At 39.2% G+C, this 17,985-nt stretch carries 19 protein-coding genes; 13 read left to right on the top strand and 6 right to left on the bottom strand.

Annotation, left to right across the window (positions count from 1 at the left end; translation table 11 throughout):
• The first annotated feature begins 309 nt into the window (after nt 1-309).
• From LG307_RS05555 to LG307_RS05565, 3 genes are all read left to right on the top strand, one after another.
• Entirely contained in the window at nt 310-1,731 is a 1,422-nt protein-coding gene (locus tag LG307_RS05555; protein ID WP_404448840.1) for an alanine/glycine:cation symporter family protein, read from the top strand.
• A 666-nt stretch (nt 1,732-2,397) separates the two neighbouring features.
• Nucleotides 2,398-3,249: a VOC family protein gene (locus tag LG307_RS05560; protein WP_404448842.1), complete on the top strand. Its 852-nt coding sequence runs from the start codon at nt 2,398-2,400 to the stop codon at nt 3,247-3,249.
• Between the two features lie 103 nt (nt 3,250-3,352).
• Nucleotides 3,353-4,354, top strand: coding sequence for a DUF3231 family protein (locus LG307_RS05565; protein WP_404448844.1), 1,002 nt, complete (start codon nt 3,353-3,355; stop codon nt 4,352-4,354).
• A gap of 12 nt (nt 4,355-4,366) precedes the next feature.
• Here the strand turns inward: LG307_RS05565 and LG307_RS05570 are convergent, their stop codons facing one another.
• Nucleotides 4,367-5,260, bottom strand: coding sequence for a GNAT family N-acetyltransferase (locus tag LG307_RS05570; RefSeq protein WP_404448846.1), 894 nt, complete (start codon nt 5,258-5,260; stop codon nt 4,367-4,369).
• A gap of 81 nt (nt 5,261-5,341) precedes the next feature.
• Complete coding sequence (locus LG307_RS05575; RefSeq protein ID WP_060666998.1) at nt 5,342-5,521, bottom strand: hypothetical protein; 180 nt, start codon at nt 5,519-5,521, stop codon at nt 5,342-5,344.
• A gap of 157 nt (nt 5,522-5,678) precedes the next feature.
• On the opposite strand from LG307_RS05575, the gene LG307_RS05580 reads away from it, so the two are divergent.
• Complete coding sequence (locus LG307_RS05580) at nt 5,679-6,371, top strand: DUF1538 domain-containing protein (protein WP_404448848.1); 693 nt, start codon at nt 5,679-5,681, stop codon at nt 6,369-6,371.
• A complete protein-coding gene (locus LG307_RS05585) occupies nt 6,368-7,096 on the top strand; it encodes a DUF1538 domain-containing protein (RefSeq protein WP_404448850.1) in 729 nt (242 codons plus the stop codon). Before LG307_RS05580 ends, LG307_RS05585 begins: the two co-directional genes overlap by 4 nt.
• A gap of 57 nt (nt 7,097-7,153) precedes the next feature.
• Here LG307_RS05585 and LG307_RS05590 read toward each other — a convergent pair whose 3' ends face one another.
• A complete protein-coding gene (locus tag LG307_RS05590) occupies nt 7,154-8,122 on the bottom strand; it encodes a ring-cleaving dioxygenase (protein WP_404448852.1) in 969 nt (322 codons plus the stop codon).
• A gap of 203 nt (nt 8,123-8,325) precedes the next feature.
• On the opposite strand from LG307_RS05590, the gene LG307_RS05595 reads away from it, so the two are divergent.
• Both LG307_RS05595 and proC read left to right on the top strand, forming a co-directional pair.
• Nucleotides 8,326-9,591 carry a hemolysin family protein gene (locus LG307_RS05595; protein ID WP_404448854.1) on the top strand — a complete coding sequence of 422 codons (1,266 nt, stop codon included), beginning with the start codon at nt 8,326-8,328 and terminating at the stop codon, nt 9,589-9,591.
• A gap of 199 nt (nt 9,592-9,790) precedes the next feature.
• A complete protein-coding gene (proC, locus tag LG307_RS05600) occupies nt 9,791-10,603 on the top strand; it encodes a pyrroline-5-carboxylate reductase (protein WP_404448856.1) in 813 nt (270 codons plus the stop codon).
• A gap of 42 nt (nt 10,604-10,645) precedes the next feature.
• Here proC and msrA read toward each other — a convergent pair whose 3' ends face one another.
• A complete protein-coding gene (gene msrA, locus LG307_RS05605; protein ID WP_404448857.1) occupies nt 10,646-11,773 on the bottom strand; it encodes a peptide-methionine (S)-S-oxide reductase MsrA in 1,128 nt (375 codons plus the stop codon).
• 168 nt (nt 11,774-11,941) lie between these two features.
• Between msrA and LG307_RS05610 the strand changes: the two genes are divergently transcribed.
• The 3 genes from LG307_RS05610 to crcB all read left to right on the top strand — a co-directional run bounded on the left by LG307_RS05610 (nt 11,942) and on the right by crcB (nt 13,889).
• Entirely contained in the window at nt 11,942-13,006 is a 1,065-nt protein-coding gene (locus LG307_RS05610) for an SDR family oxidoreductase (protein WP_404448858.1), read from the top strand.
• A 96-nt stretch (nt 13,007-13,102) separates the two neighbouring features.
• Nucleotides 13,103-13,501 (top strand): fluoride efflux transporter FluC, encoded by a 399-nt coding sequence (locus tag LG307_RS05615; RefSeq protein WP_404448859.1) that lies wholly within the window; start codon nt 13,103-13,105, stop codon nt 13,499-13,501.
• Nucleotides 13,502-13,511: 10 nt separating this feature from the next.
• On the top strand, nt 13,512-13,889 hold the full coding sequence (gene crcB / locus LG307_RS05620) for a fluoride efflux transporter CrcB (RefSeq protein ID WP_404448861.1): 378 nt from the start codon (nt 13,512-13,514) through the stop codon (nt 13,887-13,889).
• 37 nt (nt 13,890-13,926) lie between these two features.
• On the opposite strand, the gene LG307_RS05625 is transcribed toward crcB, so the two are convergent.
• Nucleotides 13,927-15,204 (bottom strand): hypothetical protein, encoded by a 1,278-nt coding sequence (locus LG307_RS05625; RefSeq protein ID WP_404448863.1) that lies wholly within the window; start codon nt 15,202-15,204, stop codon nt 13,927-13,929.
• Between the two features lie 114 nt (nt 15,205-15,318).
• On the opposite strand from LG307_RS05625, the gene LG307_RS05630 reads away from it, so the two are divergent.
• Nucleotides 15,319-15,597, top strand: a complete 279-nt coding sequence (locus LG307_RS05630; RefSeq protein ID WP_404448864.1) for a hypothetical protein — start codon at nt 15,319-15,321, stop codon at nt 15,595-15,597.
• Nucleotides 15,598-15,623: 26 nt separating this feature from the next.
• Here LG307_RS05630 and LG307_RS05635 read toward each other — a convergent pair whose 3' ends face one another.
• Nucleotides 15,624-16,142 (bottom strand): MerR family transcriptional regulator, encoded by a 519-nt coding sequence (locus LG307_RS05635; protein ID WP_404448866.1) that lies wholly within the window; start codon nt 16,140-16,142, stop codon nt 15,624-15,626.
• A 296-nt stretch (nt 16,143-16,438) separates the two neighbouring features.
• Between LG307_RS05635 and LG307_RS05640 the strand changes: the two genes are divergently transcribed.
• Together LG307_RS05640 and LG307_RS05645 are read left to right on the top strand one after the other, a co-directional pair.
• Nucleotides 16,439-17,737: a helix-turn-helix domain-containing protein gene (locus LG307_RS05640; protein WP_404448868.1), complete on the top strand. Its 1,299-nt coding sequence runs from the start codon at nt 16,439-16,441 to the stop codon at nt 17,735-17,737.
• 16 nt (nt 17,738-17,753) lie between these two features.
• Nucleotides 17,754-17,900 (top strand): hypothetical protein, encoded by a 147-nt coding sequence (locus LG307_RS05645; RefSeq protein ID WP_404448869.1) that lies wholly within the window; start codon nt 17,754-17,756, stop codon nt 17,898-17,900.
• Nucleotides 17,901-17,985 lie beyond the last annotated feature (85 nt).

A 17,985-nucleotide genomic window follows, 5' to 3' on the forward strand; every position in this document is an offset into this window, starting at 1 on the left:
ATTTCTGCTCAGAAAGGTAATAAGAATTTATTGGGTATATAGTGGAAAGGATTATATTCTGAAAATATAGAATGTATTTAATTCAGTAATTATTGTTGAAACTATCTTAGTATAGTGATAAAGTTATAAAAGTATTATATAACACTTGCTAATTTCACAGTCTGGTCTGTAATAACAACAGTCGCAGTAATAAAAGTATTTAATAGGAAAACTTTAAAGCTTTTCTATTAAATATTTTTATTAGGAAGAAAATATTGGAAGCGCCAACAGCGTGCAAGTGTCGAATTCAACAGAAAAGGTGTGAACAGCATGATAGACACAATCATTGAATGGAGTAATGAAATTCTTTGGTCATATGTTCTTATTGCATTATTGGTTGGCCTTGGAATCTTTTTTTCATTAAAATCAAAGTTTGTTCAGTTTACTCATTTAGGAGAGATGTTTCGGTTACTAAAAGAGAGTCCAACATCTTATGAAGCGAAACAGAAAGTATCGTCTTTTGGTGCCTTCTGTATTAGTGCGGCAACTCGAATTGGTACAGGTAATCTTGCCGGGGTGGCGATCGCTATCTCACTTGGAGGTCCTGGTGCCGTATTCTGGATGTGGGTGGTGGCCTTGTTTGGAGCTTCCTTAAGCTTTATTGAGAGTACACTTGCTCAAGTGTATAAAGTGAAAGATAAGAGCGGATTTAAAGGTGGCCCTGCTTACTATATGCAAAAAGCAATGGGAGCAAGATGGATGGGGATTCTTTTCGCGGTTCTGATAACGTTTTGTTTCGGATTGGCATTCACCTCTGTGCAGGCGAACACCATTACCGTTGCATTCAACGAAGCCTTTGGAGTGAACCGCTTAGTGCTTGGGTTGGTTCTCACAGCAATTGTTGCAATAGTAATCTTCGGGGGAGTAAAAAGAATTGCCAAAGTTTCACAAGTCGTTGTGCCTGTAATGGCTGTTTCTTACCTATTGCTGGCTCTATATGTCATTGCCATCAATATTGGAGAAATTCCTGGATTGATTGGTGTAATTGTCTCAAGTGCATTCGGATTGAACGAGGCGGTAGCCGGAGGAATCGGTGCTGCCATCATGAATGGTGTCAAGCGCGGATTGTTTTCTAATGAAGCAGGTATGGGTAGTGCCCCGGTTGCAGCGGCAACTGCTGACGTAAGTCATCCTGCCAAGCAAGGATTCATTCAGACGCTTGGAGTATTTGTTGATACCATCCTAATATGTAGTGCGACAGCCTTTATCATCCTCCTTGCAGGAATACCTGGCGGAGAAGAGATGGAAGGAATTGAATTGACCCAAGTGGCACTAGCTGAACATGTTGGTCCTTGGGCAAGTATCTTTATCGCTATCGCCATTTTATTATTTTGCTTTAGTTCCATTATCGGAAACTACTATTATGGGGAATCCAATATAGAATTTATTAAAGAGAGCAAAACAGCCATTATGATATTCCGTTTTGCGGTACTTGGAATGACTGTCTTTGGTTCTGTCGCTAGTCTAAGTATGGTATGGAACATCGCTGATTTGTTTATGGCATTGATGGCCATCACCAACCTTGTGGCATTGGCCTTTATCGGGAAGATTGCACTTGCTGTTTTAAAGGACTATATAAAGCAACGTAAAGAGGGAAAAGATCCTGTATTCTATGCGAGTAATATTAAGGGGTTAGAGAATACAGAATGCTGGGAAGATGAACCGGCAAGTGCTGAAGAAAAAGGTGCATAGAAGAATATTGTTAAATGAAGCTACGGGATCTTGATGAGATCCTGTGGCTTTTTTTATTGTTTAGTCTTTATATTAATTCCTCATCGTCGATATGAAGACCTCGGTGACGAGAAAAAATGAGGAGGGGGTACTCATTGGTCAGTATGAAGACCTCGGTGACAAGGAAAAAGAAGGAGAGAAGTCCTCATCGCCGTTATGAAGACCTCGGTCACAAGGAAAAAGGAGGATAGAAGTCCTCATCGTCGATATGAAGACTTGAGTAACAAAGAAATAGTAAGAGAAGAATGATTTCGATTTCCGAGCAAGCGACATTAAAACTCACTTTGCTGGATAGCTGGAAGAACCTATTCAACGGCCGTTCAAATTGGGTGACCATGAAGTTATAACACTTGGGGAGCTGCTGAGCTTTGCCATCTAGCATGAAGGGTTGCATCAAGGAGCTATTAATACCATTAAGCGTGCAGTTGGAACAGAGGATATTTGGAGTAAAGTCCCAGAGGAGAAAATCAACCGGTTTAAATGAAGTACAATAGGGTTTGTCTTATTTTTAGGGGCAAACCCTATTTTTTTTTCGAAATAAAATGTATCTAATTAAGAATGAATGTGATAAAATATCTTTAATTCAAGATATTTAATTTCAAAATAAAAACAGGGAGGCACTAATATATGAAACACTTCCATCAAAGTCCTACCACTTTTGTGCAGGATGTCATGATAAATGTAGAGAATCTTCAACGTTCTATTGATTTTTATACGAATATAATCGGTTTTAAAGTAATAGAACATACACAATCCCAAGCGGTATTTTCGGCAAATGGCCATACACCGTTGTTGACTATAGTTCAACCAAAGGATATCAAGTCAAAGCAGCAACGTACCACAGGACTTTATCATTTTGCGCTTCTTTTACCAACACGTGCAGATCTTGGGAGCATCATTCATCATTTTATCGCCAAAGGAGTCCGTCTCCAAGGGGCTTCAGATCACCTTGTAAGTGAAGCATTGTATTTGGCGGATCCAGACGGAAACGGAATTGAGATTTATAGGGACCGTCCGTCTGAGGAATGGAATTGGAATGGATCAGAAGTGGAGATGGCATCAATAGCACTTGATGTGGAAGACTTGTTAAAAGACGGTCAAGATACCAAATGGGATGGCCTGCCTAATGATACAGTCATGGGACATATACACCTTCACGTTTCTGAACTAAAAAATACCGAGCTGTTTTATATAAAAGGGCTCGGGTTTGAAGTTGTCACTCGATATGGAGCTCAGGCTTTGTTTATTTCAACGGAACGTTATCATCATCATATCGGCCTGAATACATGGAATGGAGTCGGAGCACCGGAACCTGCAAAGAACACAGTAGGTCTAGAGTGGTTTTCATTGAATTTTTCAAGTGAAGAAAAGAAACTGGCTGCAGTTGAAAGGGTAACATCATTAGGTTATCAAGTAGAACTAGTAGAAGGCCAGTATTTCGCAAAAGATCCTTCGGGCAATAGAATAAAATTGGTGTAAGGGGCAAAGCAGACTTCAAAAGGGAGTCTGCTTTTTACTATAGTATAAATGATGCTCTGCCAACACATCATATTTATAATTACGTATACAATGGGAGTTTTATATGAAGGAGCATAACATACAACTGACAACGCCGGAGATTGCGGCATTATGGACAACTTACATACAGAACAGTGCAACGATGTGTTTTTACAAGCATTTTCTACAGCAAGTGGAAGACACGGAAATTGAGCGAATTGTAAAGGAGTCATTGTACTTAGAAGAAAGATACAATGAAGAAATTGAGAAAATCTTTATTAAGGAAGACTTTCCAGTGCCAGATGGATTTTCCGATAAAGATGTCAATATTGCGGCTCCTCCCTTATATACAGATCTTTTTGCACTGAGTTTTGCCTATCGGGTTGGCCAGATGACGGTACCATATTATGCTTCGGTATTAACGAAAATTGCCAGAAGTGATGTGGTTGCCTTTTTCAATGAATGTTTGAAAACTTCAACCAAACATTATAGAAATGCCTTAAATTTAATGCTTGCTAAAGGGATATATGATAGGCCGCCAAAAGTTCCCTATCCTAAAAAGGTGCAATACATGAAAGAGCAACAGACGATTCTTGGTTCGTGGTTTGGGGACAAGAGGCCCCTGAATGTGATGGAACTGGGGGAGATATTTTATGTGATTGAACGTAACTATATTGGGATGGTCATGCTATTGGGATTAATCCAAGTCATGAGGGACCAGGAAATTAAGGATTATTTAAAAGAAGGAAAGAAACTGGCGCAAAAACAGGTGGAAGTCTTTAATAATGTGCTGAAAGATGAGGACCATTTAGGAAATGTCCCTGTTAGTCTAGAAGTAACAGATTCAACTGTCTCTCCCTTTTCTGATAGGTTGATTTTGTTTCTAATTACGTCAACTAGTTCTGCTGGATTATATCTCTTGGCATATGCCATGTCCACTGCGATGCGTAAAGACCTTGCCATGCAATATTCCACGATTATGTTGGATGTAGCCAAATATGGGGAGGACGGACTCGAGATACTGATAAGACGGGGATGGATGGAACAGCCACCGCAATCAATAGACCGAGAAAAGCTGCAAGAGTAAAGAGGCTGAAGGTCATACGGGGACCTTCAGCTCCTTCTGGAAAAAATAAAGTTCATCGGCAAGCCTGAAACCAGCCTTTTGATATAAACGTATTGCTTGGTTATTGGTTGAATTGACACATAGTTGGAGTTCGTCTATTTCTTTGAATGAAAAGATCCAAGATACCGCACCTTTTAAAAGTTCTGTACCAATACTTTGTCCACGAAAACGCTCATCTACTGCAAAAAACTCAATGCTGGCTTCCGAAAACTCAGGTTCTACTTCCACATAAATGTACCCTGCTAATTTGTCTTCTCTCAAATAATAAAATACTTTCCTATGTTCACTCATTCGGTTAATGATTTGTTCTCCATCATAGTATGTATCAGGAAATGCTAGGTTGTGTAGTCGGATCATCTCCCTGTAGTGTTGTTTAGTGAGTTCGAGTAACATAGGAACTTGAAAGGCAGAGAAGTCATTGCGACTCATTGTCAATATTGCCTGTTCGCTTTGTTTTGAGAAATCGAAACTTGTTGCGGTGGTGGATGCTATATCATTCTCCTTGTTTGGAAACATGCAAAGTCTTTCCACTTCTGTAGGGATAAGTTGCAACATTTGCTTGAATAAATTAATTGTTTGATCTTGATGCTCAACCTCTACAAACGGTCCCCATACCTCAGCAGACTTCTGTCTCAGATCAGCGTCAAATCCAAGAACCCCAACCAATGATTTTTCCCTATAAGCTAGTACGAATGCTTTTTCGAACGGGACATCTGTGACATCATTTCGCAAGGAGCAGACTATCTCCTGTTGTTGTCTTCCGCAATAACCAATATGACTTTTTGAATGTCCATTTAATCTGGCAATGAATGACGCCACTTCTTCTATAAGATCGCTTGATGGACTTGTCATTACAGTTACTTTCATTCAATCACTCTCCATATAAAAAGCCCAGAGTGTGCACTGCTCCGGGATTTTTTTGATTATTTAAAATTATAACATAGAAAATTAACGATTTATGAGGTTTCGTACCCCTCTATAGATTAAGGCAAGTGAGAATACTAGAACAGTAATGACGCCAAGGATACTAGTGATCGGCTCAAGAGCAGCAAATGTTCCTGTCATTGGTACTCTAAGAAGCGCGAAACCTGCTAACATGGCAGCAAAAAACAAAATGATTCTTTCCATATAACACCCTCCTTTCCCTTTGCTAACACTATATGTATATAGGCTTAGACTTGTCAGCGCTTTCAATAATTTTTCTTTTCTCTGAACATTGTTCAGTTATGTTATAGGAATAATAGGGTAAAAAGAAAAAAAGAGTATGATGAGTGGGAGTGAGGAGATGGAGGATATTAAAGATTCAATCAAAGAATCTTTTCTGGCAATATTACCGGTCTCAGCGGTAATAATTTTACTTCAGATTTTTTTAATAAGACTTCCTTTTGAGAAGTTCTTTTTATTCTTAATAGGTCTTTTAATGGTGACCTTTGGATTAATGTTCTTTCTGATGGGCGTGAACATAGGGCTTTTACCTGTTGGAGAGATAATTGGAAAGGCACTTCCAAAACCAAAAAAGAAGTGGTTGATTATCGTTGTCGGTCTAATATTAGGTATCGCAGTCACTGTGGCAGAACCGGATGTGAGAGTGCTGGCAACCCAGGTGGATGAAGTATCGGAGGGGAAGATTACCTCAACGGTCTTAATTCTCTCCGTAGCGCTTGGAGTTGGGATATTCGTGGCGTTGGCAATGGTGAGAACTATCTTTAAGATTAAACTGCCCTACCTTTTAATGCCTGCTTATTTGCTTGTTTTTCTCCTTGCGTTCTTTACTCTAGAGACATTTGTCCCCATTTCATTTGATGCTGGAGGAGTGACGACAGGTCCGCTTACCGTCCCGTTTATCCTTGCTTTGGGAGTCGGTGTTGCTTCTGTGATGAGAAAAGATGAATCCTCAAGTGAAGGTTTTGGATTAGTTGCACTAGCTTCCATTGGACCAATACTTGCAGTTCTTCTATTAGGGGTGATTTATCAATGATTTACGACATCTTTAAAGGGTTTGGTGGGCTGCTTCTTGAGGTAACCTTCGCATTAGTGCCGTTATTAGTTTTTTTCCTCGTTTTCCAATTCGTTTTCTTGAAACTGAATTGGGATAAACTTAAAAAAATATTGCTTGGTTTCGGTTTTTCCTACATAGGACTTGCCTTATTCCTTCAAGGGGTTCATATCGGTTTTATGCCAATAGGAGAGAAGATGGGGGAGAGTCTTGGGGAAATGACTCATTCATGGATATTGATTCCGATTGGCTTTGTTCTTGGTTTTGTTGCTACGATAGCAGAGCCAGCTGTAAGGGTGTTGAATAAAGAGGTGTCCGATGTTACCGAAGGATATATCTCTAAAAAAGCGATGCTGCTGACGCTATCTGTTGGAGTAGGGGTAGCGATTGCTTTGTCCATGCTCCGTATCCAGTTTAATTTTTCCATCTGGTATTACATCATTCCAGGCTATCTTATCGCATTTATCTTACTGTTTTTTACCAAAAAAATATTCGTCAGTATTGCCTTTGATTCCGGGGGAGTTGCTACAGGACCGATGACGGTTACCTTTATTCTTTCCATGGCGGTAGGGGTTGCATCCGTGACCGAGGGAAGTGATCCCTTGACTGATGGTTTTGGAATGATTGCACTTGTCGCACTTGCTCCAATCATATCGGTTCTCATTTTAGGGATCATTTATAAAAAGGAAGTGGAAGAAAAGGGATAGACAAATATAAGTAAAAATAAAGGGAGCTGAAGTATTGTTTTCAGCTCCCTTTTCTATTTAATTTATCTCGAGTGGTCGTAAACTTGCCTCGATTTCTTCTCTTTTCGGTTCTAAAAATGGGGGAAGGGCAAGTTTTTCACCCATCGTTTCTAATGGCTCGTCTGCACTGAATCCGGGAGTGTCTGTGGATAGTTCAAAAAGAATACCATTAGGCTCTCTGAAGTAGAGTGCCTTAAAATAATATCTTTCCACTTCTCCTGAGTTCGGAAGGCGCGATGCCTTCACTCTTTGTACCCATTGTTGGAACTCTTCTTTATTTGGAATACGGAATGCTACATGATGCACGCCACCTCGACCTATTTTTTCAGGAGGCAAATCTGGCCTGGTTTCAATATGAACTTCTGCCCCTGGACCGCCTTTTCCTGTTGTATAAACTTCGATATCAGGGAAATCTCCCTTAAGGGAAGGGTAAGACCCGATGTATTTAAATCCAAGGACATTAGTTAAGATACTTGTGGTAGGCAAAGCAGATTTAACCGTCAACGTTACAGGCCCAAGTCCAATAATGGCATGCTCTTTTGGGATGTCATTCTTTTCCCAAGGAACCCCTGCAGGCACACCCTTTTCTCCGTTATCTGCCACTAATAAGAGCTTTGTCCCTTCGTAGTCCTCAAATGCTAAAGTATCCCTGTTTGCACGCTTTTTAACTTCGTCTTGTTTTATATTAAATTCCCGGAACCTCTGCTGCCAGAAGTGTAGGGATTCAGTGGTTGCCACACGTAAAGAAGTAGAAGAAATGCTTGAAACTCCTTCATGGGTCCTGCCTAATCCCGGAATATCGAAAAAGGTAATCTCTGTTCCTGGATTTCCCTCCGCGTCCCCATAGAACAGGTGATAAGAAGAAGTATTATCTTGATTTACGGTTTTTTTGACAAGTCGCATACCAAGAACTTCTGTGAAAAAATGATAATTCTTTTCTGCTTTTGCAGTTAATAAAGAAACATGGTGCAAACCTAATAATTCCATAGGTTATCACTCCTATTTAAAATTTTACTTAGTATAAAATATCTCGAATTCAAGATAATTATATCATGATTTTTCATCATTAACAACAAAGGGTAATTATTAGAAAAATACAAAATTTTTGTGAGTTTTTCTGCATTTTTATTGCTAAATTCCCCATTTCAAAATATATTTATAATATATATATGTAGGAGAGTGATGAGAACTTGGATAGTATACCCTATGACTCGATAATTTTATTAGGGGCATTGTTAATATTATCAGGATATTTTTCGGCATCTGAAACAGCCATTACGAGCGTTAACAAATTGCGTCTCCGTAATCAAGCTGACAACAATGCAAGAGCAAAACGCTCATTAAACATGGCAGAAAACTTTGATCAAAGTGTTTCTACAATTCTAATAGGTAATAATATTGTCAACATTGCAATGGCAGCGATAGCAACAAACATTGCCACACAAATGTATGGGCCGAGCGGCAGCACACTTGCTATCACCACCGGAATTATTACTATAGTAGTCCTTGTTTTTGGGGAGATTTTGCCTAAATCTTTAGCAAAACAATATGCAGAAAAATATTTACTTTTAATATCTGCTTCTTTAATGACAGTCATGAAACTCTTTTATCCAATTACATGGTTGTTCGTCCAATTAAAAGTGGGCATCAAAAAACTTCTTGGTGCAGATAAGGAGGAGCCTACTGTAACAGAAGAAGACGTAATAGCGATGGTGGAGATTGGAGAAGAAGAAGGGACTTTTCTCACACAAGAACGGGAACTGCTCCATAATGCAATCGCGTTTGATGATATCGTCGTGAAAGATATCCTGACGCCACGGCCGGATGTAGTAGCCATCTCGGAGGATACGTCTATAGAAGAAATTAAAGACATTTTTATAAAAGAACAATATTCACGTATACCTTTGTATGAAGGATCCATTGACAATATAATCGGAGTCATTTCACATAGAGATTTCTTTGCACAATATGTCCAAAATCCTGATTTTTCATTAAAGGATATTGCCCGCAGTCCATTCTATGTTATCGGTTCTGCAAAAATCTCTAACCTGTTGAAGGAGTTGCAAACCTCCCAAAACCATCTGGCCATTGTGCTTGATGAGTATGGTGGAACAGCAGGTATTATCTCCATTGAAGATATCATTGAGGAAATTGTAGGGGAAATTTGGGATGAGCACGATGAAAATGAAAACTTTGTGGAAATCCTTGATGAACTGAAATTCCGGATGGATGGGCGTCTGCCTGTAGAAGAATTCACCGAGCTCTTACAGCTTGAAGTAGCGGAATCCACTGCCAACACGTTAGGAGGCTGGATTTCAGATATGCTCGGTTATCTCCCAAAAAAGGGAGAAAGAGTGGAGTGCGAGAGCTTTGTTATTCATATTGAAGAAGTGAAAAAGCATCGAATCCAAAAAGTGGTTGTGGAAAAGAATGTTGATATTGTTTTCTCTGCATAAACTTATATAGGGCCCTGGCATATTGCCAGGGCTTTTTATGCTGCTTTGGACGAAGCTAGCTTTAGCTTGTTGGGCGTGTTTCTAAGTCATAGGGTGGCAATGAGGACAATGTTAACCTAAAGCTATCCATGAATATGGGTAGCTTTCTGTGTATGGTTTTAATATAATTCAAAGCAGAACGTATAGGAAGTGATACATAATGTTAAGGAAGAAAATTGGCTTTATCGGTAGTGGAAAAATGGCTGAGGCCATCATTGGTGGGCTTATTAAGTCCAAGTTAGTTCCTGCAAACCAGGTATTTGCCAGTGCAAAAACAAAAGAAACTGTAGACAAAATTGCAGACAAGTACGCGATTGAAACAACTATCCAAAACAGGGAAGTAGCTGCTAAAGCAGACATGCTGATCTTGGCTGTGAAACCAGATCTGCATAAACAGGTAATTGAAGAAATTGTGGACGTTGTTAAAAAAGATACTGTCGTAATTACGATTGCGGCTGGCATTACATTGGATTTTCTTGAGTCTGCTTTTGGAAAAAATATAAAAGCAGTTCGTGTTATGCCAAACACACCGTCCTTAGTAGGGGAAGGCATGAGTGCGATATGTGCAAATGAGGCAGTCAATGGTGAAGAATTAAAGGATGTCATCCGTCTTTTTGAAAACTTCGGTAAAGCAGAGGTTTTACCTGAAAAGCTGATGGATGCGGTACCTGCTATCAGTGGTTCCTCTCCTGCCTATGTGTATATGTTCATAGAGGCGTTGGCTGATGGTGCAGTGCAACAGGGGATAGCAAGGAGCCAGGCATATACAATGGCAGCCCAGGCTGTTCTTGGTGCTGCGAAGATGGTGCTTGAAACAGGGAAGCACCCGGGAGAGCTGAAGGATAACGTGTGTACGCCAGGCGGTGCTACGATTGAAGCGGTAACGACTTTGGAAAAGCAAGGCTTCCGGTCTGCAGTTGTTTCTGCAATGGAAGCATGTACGGAAAAGTCTAAAAAACTAAAAAATCTCTAATAAAATAAACCCACACATCAAAAGGATGAGTGGGTTTATTGCCTATTCAAATAATTCCAGAAACTCCCCATACCCTTCTGCTTCGAGTTGTTCTTTTGGGACAAAGCGGAGGGCGGCGGAGTTCATACAGTATCTTAGGCCAGTCGGTTCAGGGCCGTCATCAAAAACATGCCCTAAATGTGCGTTGCCCAGTTTACTGCGGACTTCGGTTCGGACAGAGAAAAAACTACGGTCTTCAAGCTCTACAATATTTTCTGCAACCAGAGGCTTGGTGAAACTTGGCCATCCAGTTCCTGAATCATATTTGTCAGTAGAACTGAACAGTGCCTCACCCGAAATTAAATCCACATAAATGCCTTCCCCTTCAAAATCCCAATACTCATTGTTGAAAGGTTCTTCCGTGCCATCTTCCTGCGTGACAAAGTATTGTTCAGAGGTCAATACGGACCGTAGTTCCTCTTTAGTTAAGTGAAGGAGAGTGGTTCCGTCATCTTCAATTTGAGGAGTAATAGTGCGGTCTTCTCCCCAAGCTTTATCAAGAAAATCATCACGTCCAGAATTGTTCCGGTAATAATCATAGCGGACCGCGTTTTTCAGGTAATAATCCTGATGATAGTCTTCTGCAATATAGAAGGTTTCAGCCGACTTAATTTCCGTCACGATGGGTTGATCAAAACGTCCAGAGGCACTAAGCTCTTCTTTTGATTTTTCGGCGAGTTGCTGCTGCTCTTCGGTATGATAGAAGATTCCAGATTGATAAGGTGTTCCTCTATCGATAAATTGTCCCTTGTCATCAGTCGGATCGACTTGTCTCCAGAATACGTCTAGTAATGTTTCATAATCAATGATATTAGGGTTGTATGAAACAATGACAGCCTCGACATGTCCTGTATCCCCTGTTGTCACTTCGTTGTAAGCTGGGTTTTCCACGTTTCCACCTGTATAGCCTGATACAACCTCGTACACCCCAGGTAGTTTTTCAAATGGCGGCTCCATACACCAGAAACAACCGCCTGCAAAAGTGGCATATGCAATGTTTTCACTTTCCTCCAGTTCATATGGCAAACTGCCGACAGATTTTTGAGTTACACTGGCATACATTTTGGGTATAAAGAAGTAGGCGGCAAGGCAAGCAATGACAAGAAGTAGACCCCAGAATTTTTTACTCATCACAGACTCCTTTATTATGTCGTTATTTCAATTATAACGTAAGCTATTCACAGACCTCTACTAATGATATGCTTCTTCAAATTTTTCCATGTTTTGATTTCGTGTGCAATCTATATTACTATTGTATTAGATTTGATTGAAAATCATCTTCAACAACGGAGGACTTCAATGAATATATTCTTAACTGGTGCTACTGGATTTTTAGGGGGAAGGTTGATCCGCAACCTCTTGGAAGGAGAGCATACGGTCTATATATTAGCTAGAAATATGAAAAAAGCAACGGCACTAAAAGAAGATTTGCCACTTTCCCTACAAGATAGGGTTACCATCCTAAAGGGAGATATTGTTAAACCGGAATTTGGTTTTTCTGCTGAACAATTTGCTGCTATTACCGATAAGGTTGATATTTTCTACCACCTTGCAGCATTGGTGAAATTTGATCATCATTTACGGGATACACTAATGGAAATGAATTATCAAGGAACAAAACACGCCTTAGAAGTTGCTGCAACAATCGGGGTGAAAAAATTTATCCATGTGAGCACTGCTTATACGGTGGGCGTATCTAATTCAGGTCGCGAAGAACTTTATGACCTGCAGCAGGATTTTAATAATCCTTATGAGGAAAGTAAGGCGCTTGCAGAACATGAAGTGATGAGATATAAGGGGATCATGGACGTTTCCATCTTCAGACCTGCCATCATCGTAGGGGATTCCAAGACTGGAGAAGCGGACTCGACCTTTACTTTATATGGATTTATGAGAGGCTTAGAGCTATTTAAACGGAAACTCGAACGCAAGAATTACAAGGAAAAGGTACATCTTGTCGGTTCTAAGGATGGTACTTCCAATCTGGTTCCTGTTGATTATGTTGCCGATATTTTAACCATTGCAGCGCAAAAAGCAGACAAAAACACCATCTACAATATTACCAACCCTTCTCCCCCTACCAACAGGGAAATACTTGAGACGATAAAAGAACACCTGCATTTTCATTCACTTGGCATTTATGAAAAGGGTACAAGTTTCTCGTTAACTCCAGTAGAGACACAGTTGAATAGTATGATCGATGTTTTTGATCCTTATCTTGACCGCAGTATTTCATTTGCGGACAGAAATACTCAAAAATTGCTAAAGGATAGCCCCATCGCTCATTTAAATATGACGAAGGAAATATTGGAAATTATTATTCGTGCCTATTTCGAACCAGAAAAGGAAAAAGTAGAAATATAAATAGAGACATTAAGAAGAGTGGTGCCTGTTATATAGGCTTCCGCTCTTTTTTTGTTTATAATTAGTGGAACAACTCAATCAAGCAGGTGACATATAGTGTTCAAAAATGTTTTTGCGGTTTTTATTGGTGGAGCAATCGGGACATTGCTGAGATATGCCATTACATTAAGTACGGTTGATATTACCTTTCATATTGGAACTCTTCTTGTAAATCTCGTGGGAAGTTTTGTGCTGGGTACTTTTACAGGTTGGCTCTTTAAAAGAAACGTAAAGGAATATATGAAAGTTGGATTTGGTACCGGACTGTGTGGAGGTTTTACGACGATGTCTACTTTAGCTGCAGATTTCTTTTTATTAGAGGCACAGTCCACAATTTTTCTAACTGGTATTTATCTAATTTCCTCCGTGGTAGGAGGACTTTTATTTGCTTTTCTCGGGCTTATGCTTGGACATTCATTTTCTAAAAAATATTTAGCTTCTGGTTTAAGAAGTTAGGGAGGTTAGTATGAATCAAGCAGCCTTGATTTTATTACTCGCAATTGGTGGAGGGGGTGGGGCCTTGTGCCGATATTTGCTTGGATTGCTTGTTATGAAAAAGTTTCCAACCCCCCGTATTCCCATAGCGATGATTATTGTAAATAGTATAGGTTCATTTGGACTAGGGGTGCTATATGGGAGCCTTGATACAGGTAACCTTTATAACCATGCACTGTTTGTGGTTCTTGGGTTGGGTTATTTTGGTGCATTTACGACTTTTTCCACCTTTAGTGTGGAAGCTGTTCAATTGGTCATCGATAAAAAGTATCAACATGCCATTATCTACTTAAGCTTAAGCCTTTGCGGTTCCATTATGGGATTTCTACTTGGCTATTATATTAACTAAAAAGGAAAACCCGTTTTTGTTTAACGAGTTTTCCTTTTTAGTTTGTATGGATAACGTTCCTGGTGACGAGTTCACTTTTTTTCACTTGTGCAGGCAATGTGAGAATAAGGGATTTTTTAAACCACTGATTCTTGTAATGAAGATCCCCGCCATGAGCCAGTATGATTGTATATGCGGAATAAAGAGGGGTATGTTCTTCATTTTTACGTATTTCTTGTAGCTGAAGTAATGTTTTTATCGGGTCTTTCTCAGCTTTCCCGTCTTTCATAACTAACTCAAATATAACTTCTGTTCGCTGTAGGTAGTGATTGAGCTGGAGCCTTTTCATCGATCCGTCATTAGAATGGATGCAAAATTTTATAATGGTTGAAATTGCTTCTGCAAGTAAATCCAAGTTTCCATTTATCCTTAAGTTACGATCACTGTTAATTTGAACATCCATGTGATGACTGTTCGCATATATTTGGATGTCGGTTGAGACTAGATCAAGTAATTCCTTTGAAGATAATGCTTTTGAAGAGAATGCTTCTGTCTTAGCGAGTTTAATATAGGAATCCATTATCTTTTCAGCGCGGTTTAGCTCCGTCAGGATGATAGGGACATATTCCTTATTGGCCCTGTTGTGTTCTGCTCCAAGTAATTGTGTAAATCCTTTTACCATGGTTAACGGTTGTTGAAACTCTCTTGCAACTTCGTCAGCAATAGTGTTGATATGATAAAGTTTTTTCAATTTCTTATATTGATTTTGTAACTGATCTAAACCACAAAAATACTCAACTAAGCTGAATAGAAGGAGAGTAGAGCTTACAAACACAATACTTGTGCTAACTATATCCATTATTTCCATGCCTAAAATTACAAAAGTAATGGAATGTAATGCGGCTCCAATCCCTGCAATTGTAGAGATCAATAAGTATTTCATAGAGCTTGTATACAGCCTCCACTTCGCCTGTACCAAGAAAGGCAAGACAGATAGAAAAGGGATAAGAAAATAAGCATGCAAATAGTTCGTTGTAGACGGGAAAATCAATGGGTAGATAAATACAGCAAGGACCGTCAATATTCCTGCCAAATATCCACCATATAATATGGATATGATAACCGGAATACCGCTTAAGTAAAAAGGGGTATCCTGTGCCGTTAGTAAAGGAAATGTCGTACACAAAAGTGCTGAAATGGTACAATAAAAAAAGGCTGCAAGTTGACGGATAAACTCGGAAGGCTTACCAGCACGTTTATGGACAAGAGTGTAGTATAAAAGAAGAGGGACGACCAAAAAGAACAGTTGTAATAATATATCTTTCAAAAAGTTCATTACGAGACCCCTTACCTGGATGCATTATGTACTATTATTCATTTACAAAGTACCATAAATTGAATGAAAATTCTATAAAATTCAAGAAAAATGTAGAAACAAGGAGGAAACACCATGCAAGAAGAAAGCAGATTACTAGAACTGTATAAGCTTCTATGGAACAACCGCTCTTTGGAGTACATAGATGGTTGTGATCAAAAGGAAGTATTACAGCAGGCGATAAGAAGGGAATTAAAGGACGAACTAACACACCCAAGAACGAGAAAACAACCGATGGAAAAATATTATGTAGCGGTAAAACGAATAGTCGAGTCGAAATTAAATGAAACGGAGCAAATGTTACTCATTAAGGAGTTCACCCAAGTAATGAATGAATTAAAAAAAGAAAGCTGACCATCCAAGCATCATGGCAGCTTCATCTATAATCCAAATATGGAACGAAATACATTGCGGCGCTTTTGTTGTGGAGGTTGGTCAAAGATAAGTGGGGGTTCCATTTTTTTGACTGGGGTTTGCATTTGATCTAACACCTTTTCCAGTCTGTCCACTTTCTTTGTAAGTTCTTCAATTTCTTTTCTTTGTTGCAACAGTTGATAGGATACTACCTCATCTGCCTTTTGCTGAACCATGCGCTCTGTTCTGGACACTCTCTCAGTCAAGGTATCCAGCCGATGTTCCAATGCTTTCCCATCTTCACTTCGTGCACGCTTGTTTTCAACATGTAATTCTGTGATCTCTGTATCAAATGCAACTTCTATGGCACCTGCTACCTCAGAGCTTGCTTTAAGTGTTTCTAGCCGCGCCAGTGCTTCTTCATCGTAAACATAATGGCCATAATCATTTTTGCGACAAGGGATTTCGTATTTTTGGACCCACTTACGAACAGTTCTTGGTGCCATTCCTAGTTCTTTTGCCACTTCATGTGTCTTTAATTCCATTCAAACTACCTCCCTTTACAAGTGTATTTCCACATCAACAAGCAACTTCCTCCAAGGTAGACAAAAGTAGTGATTGTTCGCCAAAAATAGTTATAATCCAGCATTCAGTCCTTATTTTTCTGCGAATAAAGGAAAAATTTCCTATTGAAATATGCCTAGATAACTATAAAAAGAGGTTACTAAAAAGATAATATCCTTTTATAATAGGTAGACAGGGTTCATACGCTTTGACGAAGTAGTTCACTTATAGTAATCTGAATATTTAAAATAGAAAACAAAGCGAAGGAATGATCCATATGATAAAGCTCGAACAACCATCTGTTAAGACAACTAAAATGGACATCGGAAGTAAAATCAAATTTTTTCGCATACAAAAGGGATTAAAGCAGGATGATCTTGCAAGAGGAATTATATCTGTATCCTATTTATCAAAGATTGAAAACAACCTAACTTCGCCGAGTGAGGAAGTGTTGCGACTATTATGTGAGCGTCTGGAAGTTAGCCTTATAGAACAGCAGGACGATACAATCTTCCAAGATCTTATGTCCTGGTACAAGTTGATGACTACAAGCGAGAGTGATGAAATAAAGCGCAGATATGAAAGCTTGTCTAAAAAAATCCAGTCCGTTAATACGAAGACATATATGTATTTTGTACTGTTCGAACTACGTTATCACCTTTATCTTAAAAACATGGAACAATCCAGGGTGCTCATTGAAAAGTTACAACAATTTGTGGATATTTTTGATATTCATATGCATTACTATTTTCAAAAATTCTATGCCATTTATGAATATAGATGTAACAACTTTGCTCAAGCCCTGGAGCACCTTAAGGTAGCAGAGCAGCTGTTGCAAAGGAACTCCAATCTTGAAAAATCAGAAGAGGCGGATCTTTATTATTTGTTCGGCCTTACATATAGCCAAACGATGAAAGAACCACTGAGCATTACTTACACCAGCAAAGCACTCCAAGAATTCCAAGCCATCTATGATTTTAAAAGAAGCGCAGAGTGCCAAGTGTTATTAGGTATCTGCTATCGTAGAATTGGAGAATATGACCGTTCAGAGGAAAGTTATCTTCTTGCTCAAAAGTTGTCGGAGTCGCTTAATAATATGTACCTACAGTCCCTAATCTACCATAACCTCGGGAAACTTTATTCCATCCAAGGCAAACGCATAGAAGCAATCCATGAATATGAAAAAAGTTACTTTCTAAAACAACAAGATAGACCTCTAAGTAAACTAACTTCTATTTATTGCATTTTACTTGAGTATGATCAACTCAAGGAATATGCAGAATGCAGGAAGTGGCTGAAACTTGGTCAGGAGCTATTAAAGAAGCCGGAGGAAGCTCTGGAGTATCATTATTACTTTTCCATTCATGAGAGTATTCTTGAAGGAGATTATGATAAATTCGATCAAATCTTTCAAGAGCAAGCATTGCCGTATTTTCAGCAAAAGGATCTAAAGGAGCCCTTAATCATCTACGCTGAACGCCTGGCTCAACATTTTGAAGCCAGTTATAAATATAAAAAAGCAAGTTATTATTATGCTCTTGGATACAAGGAACTGAAAAAACAAACTTTTCTTTAAGGAGGAGATGGGCCGTATGAAAAAACAATTGGTTCTATTGGTTATGGCGGTTTTCTTATTATTAGGGGGCGCAGTGGAGTTACAGGAAGCAGGAGCGAATCTACAGCAGGAAGTTTTATTGGCTACAAAAGATCAGCATCCGGACCCTATTCCGGGGGGATGATTTTACTAAAAGACCATACTTACTAGAGTAGGGTCTTTTTTATATAAGTTTATTAAAAACACATTCTATCGTTTTAATTCGAGAT

This window comes from Sutcliffiella horikoshii (assembly GCF_044809035.1).
GTDB classification, from domain to species: Bacteria; Bacillota; Bacilli; order Bacillales; family Bacillaceae_I; genus Sutcliffiella_A; species Sutcliffiella_A horikoshii_G.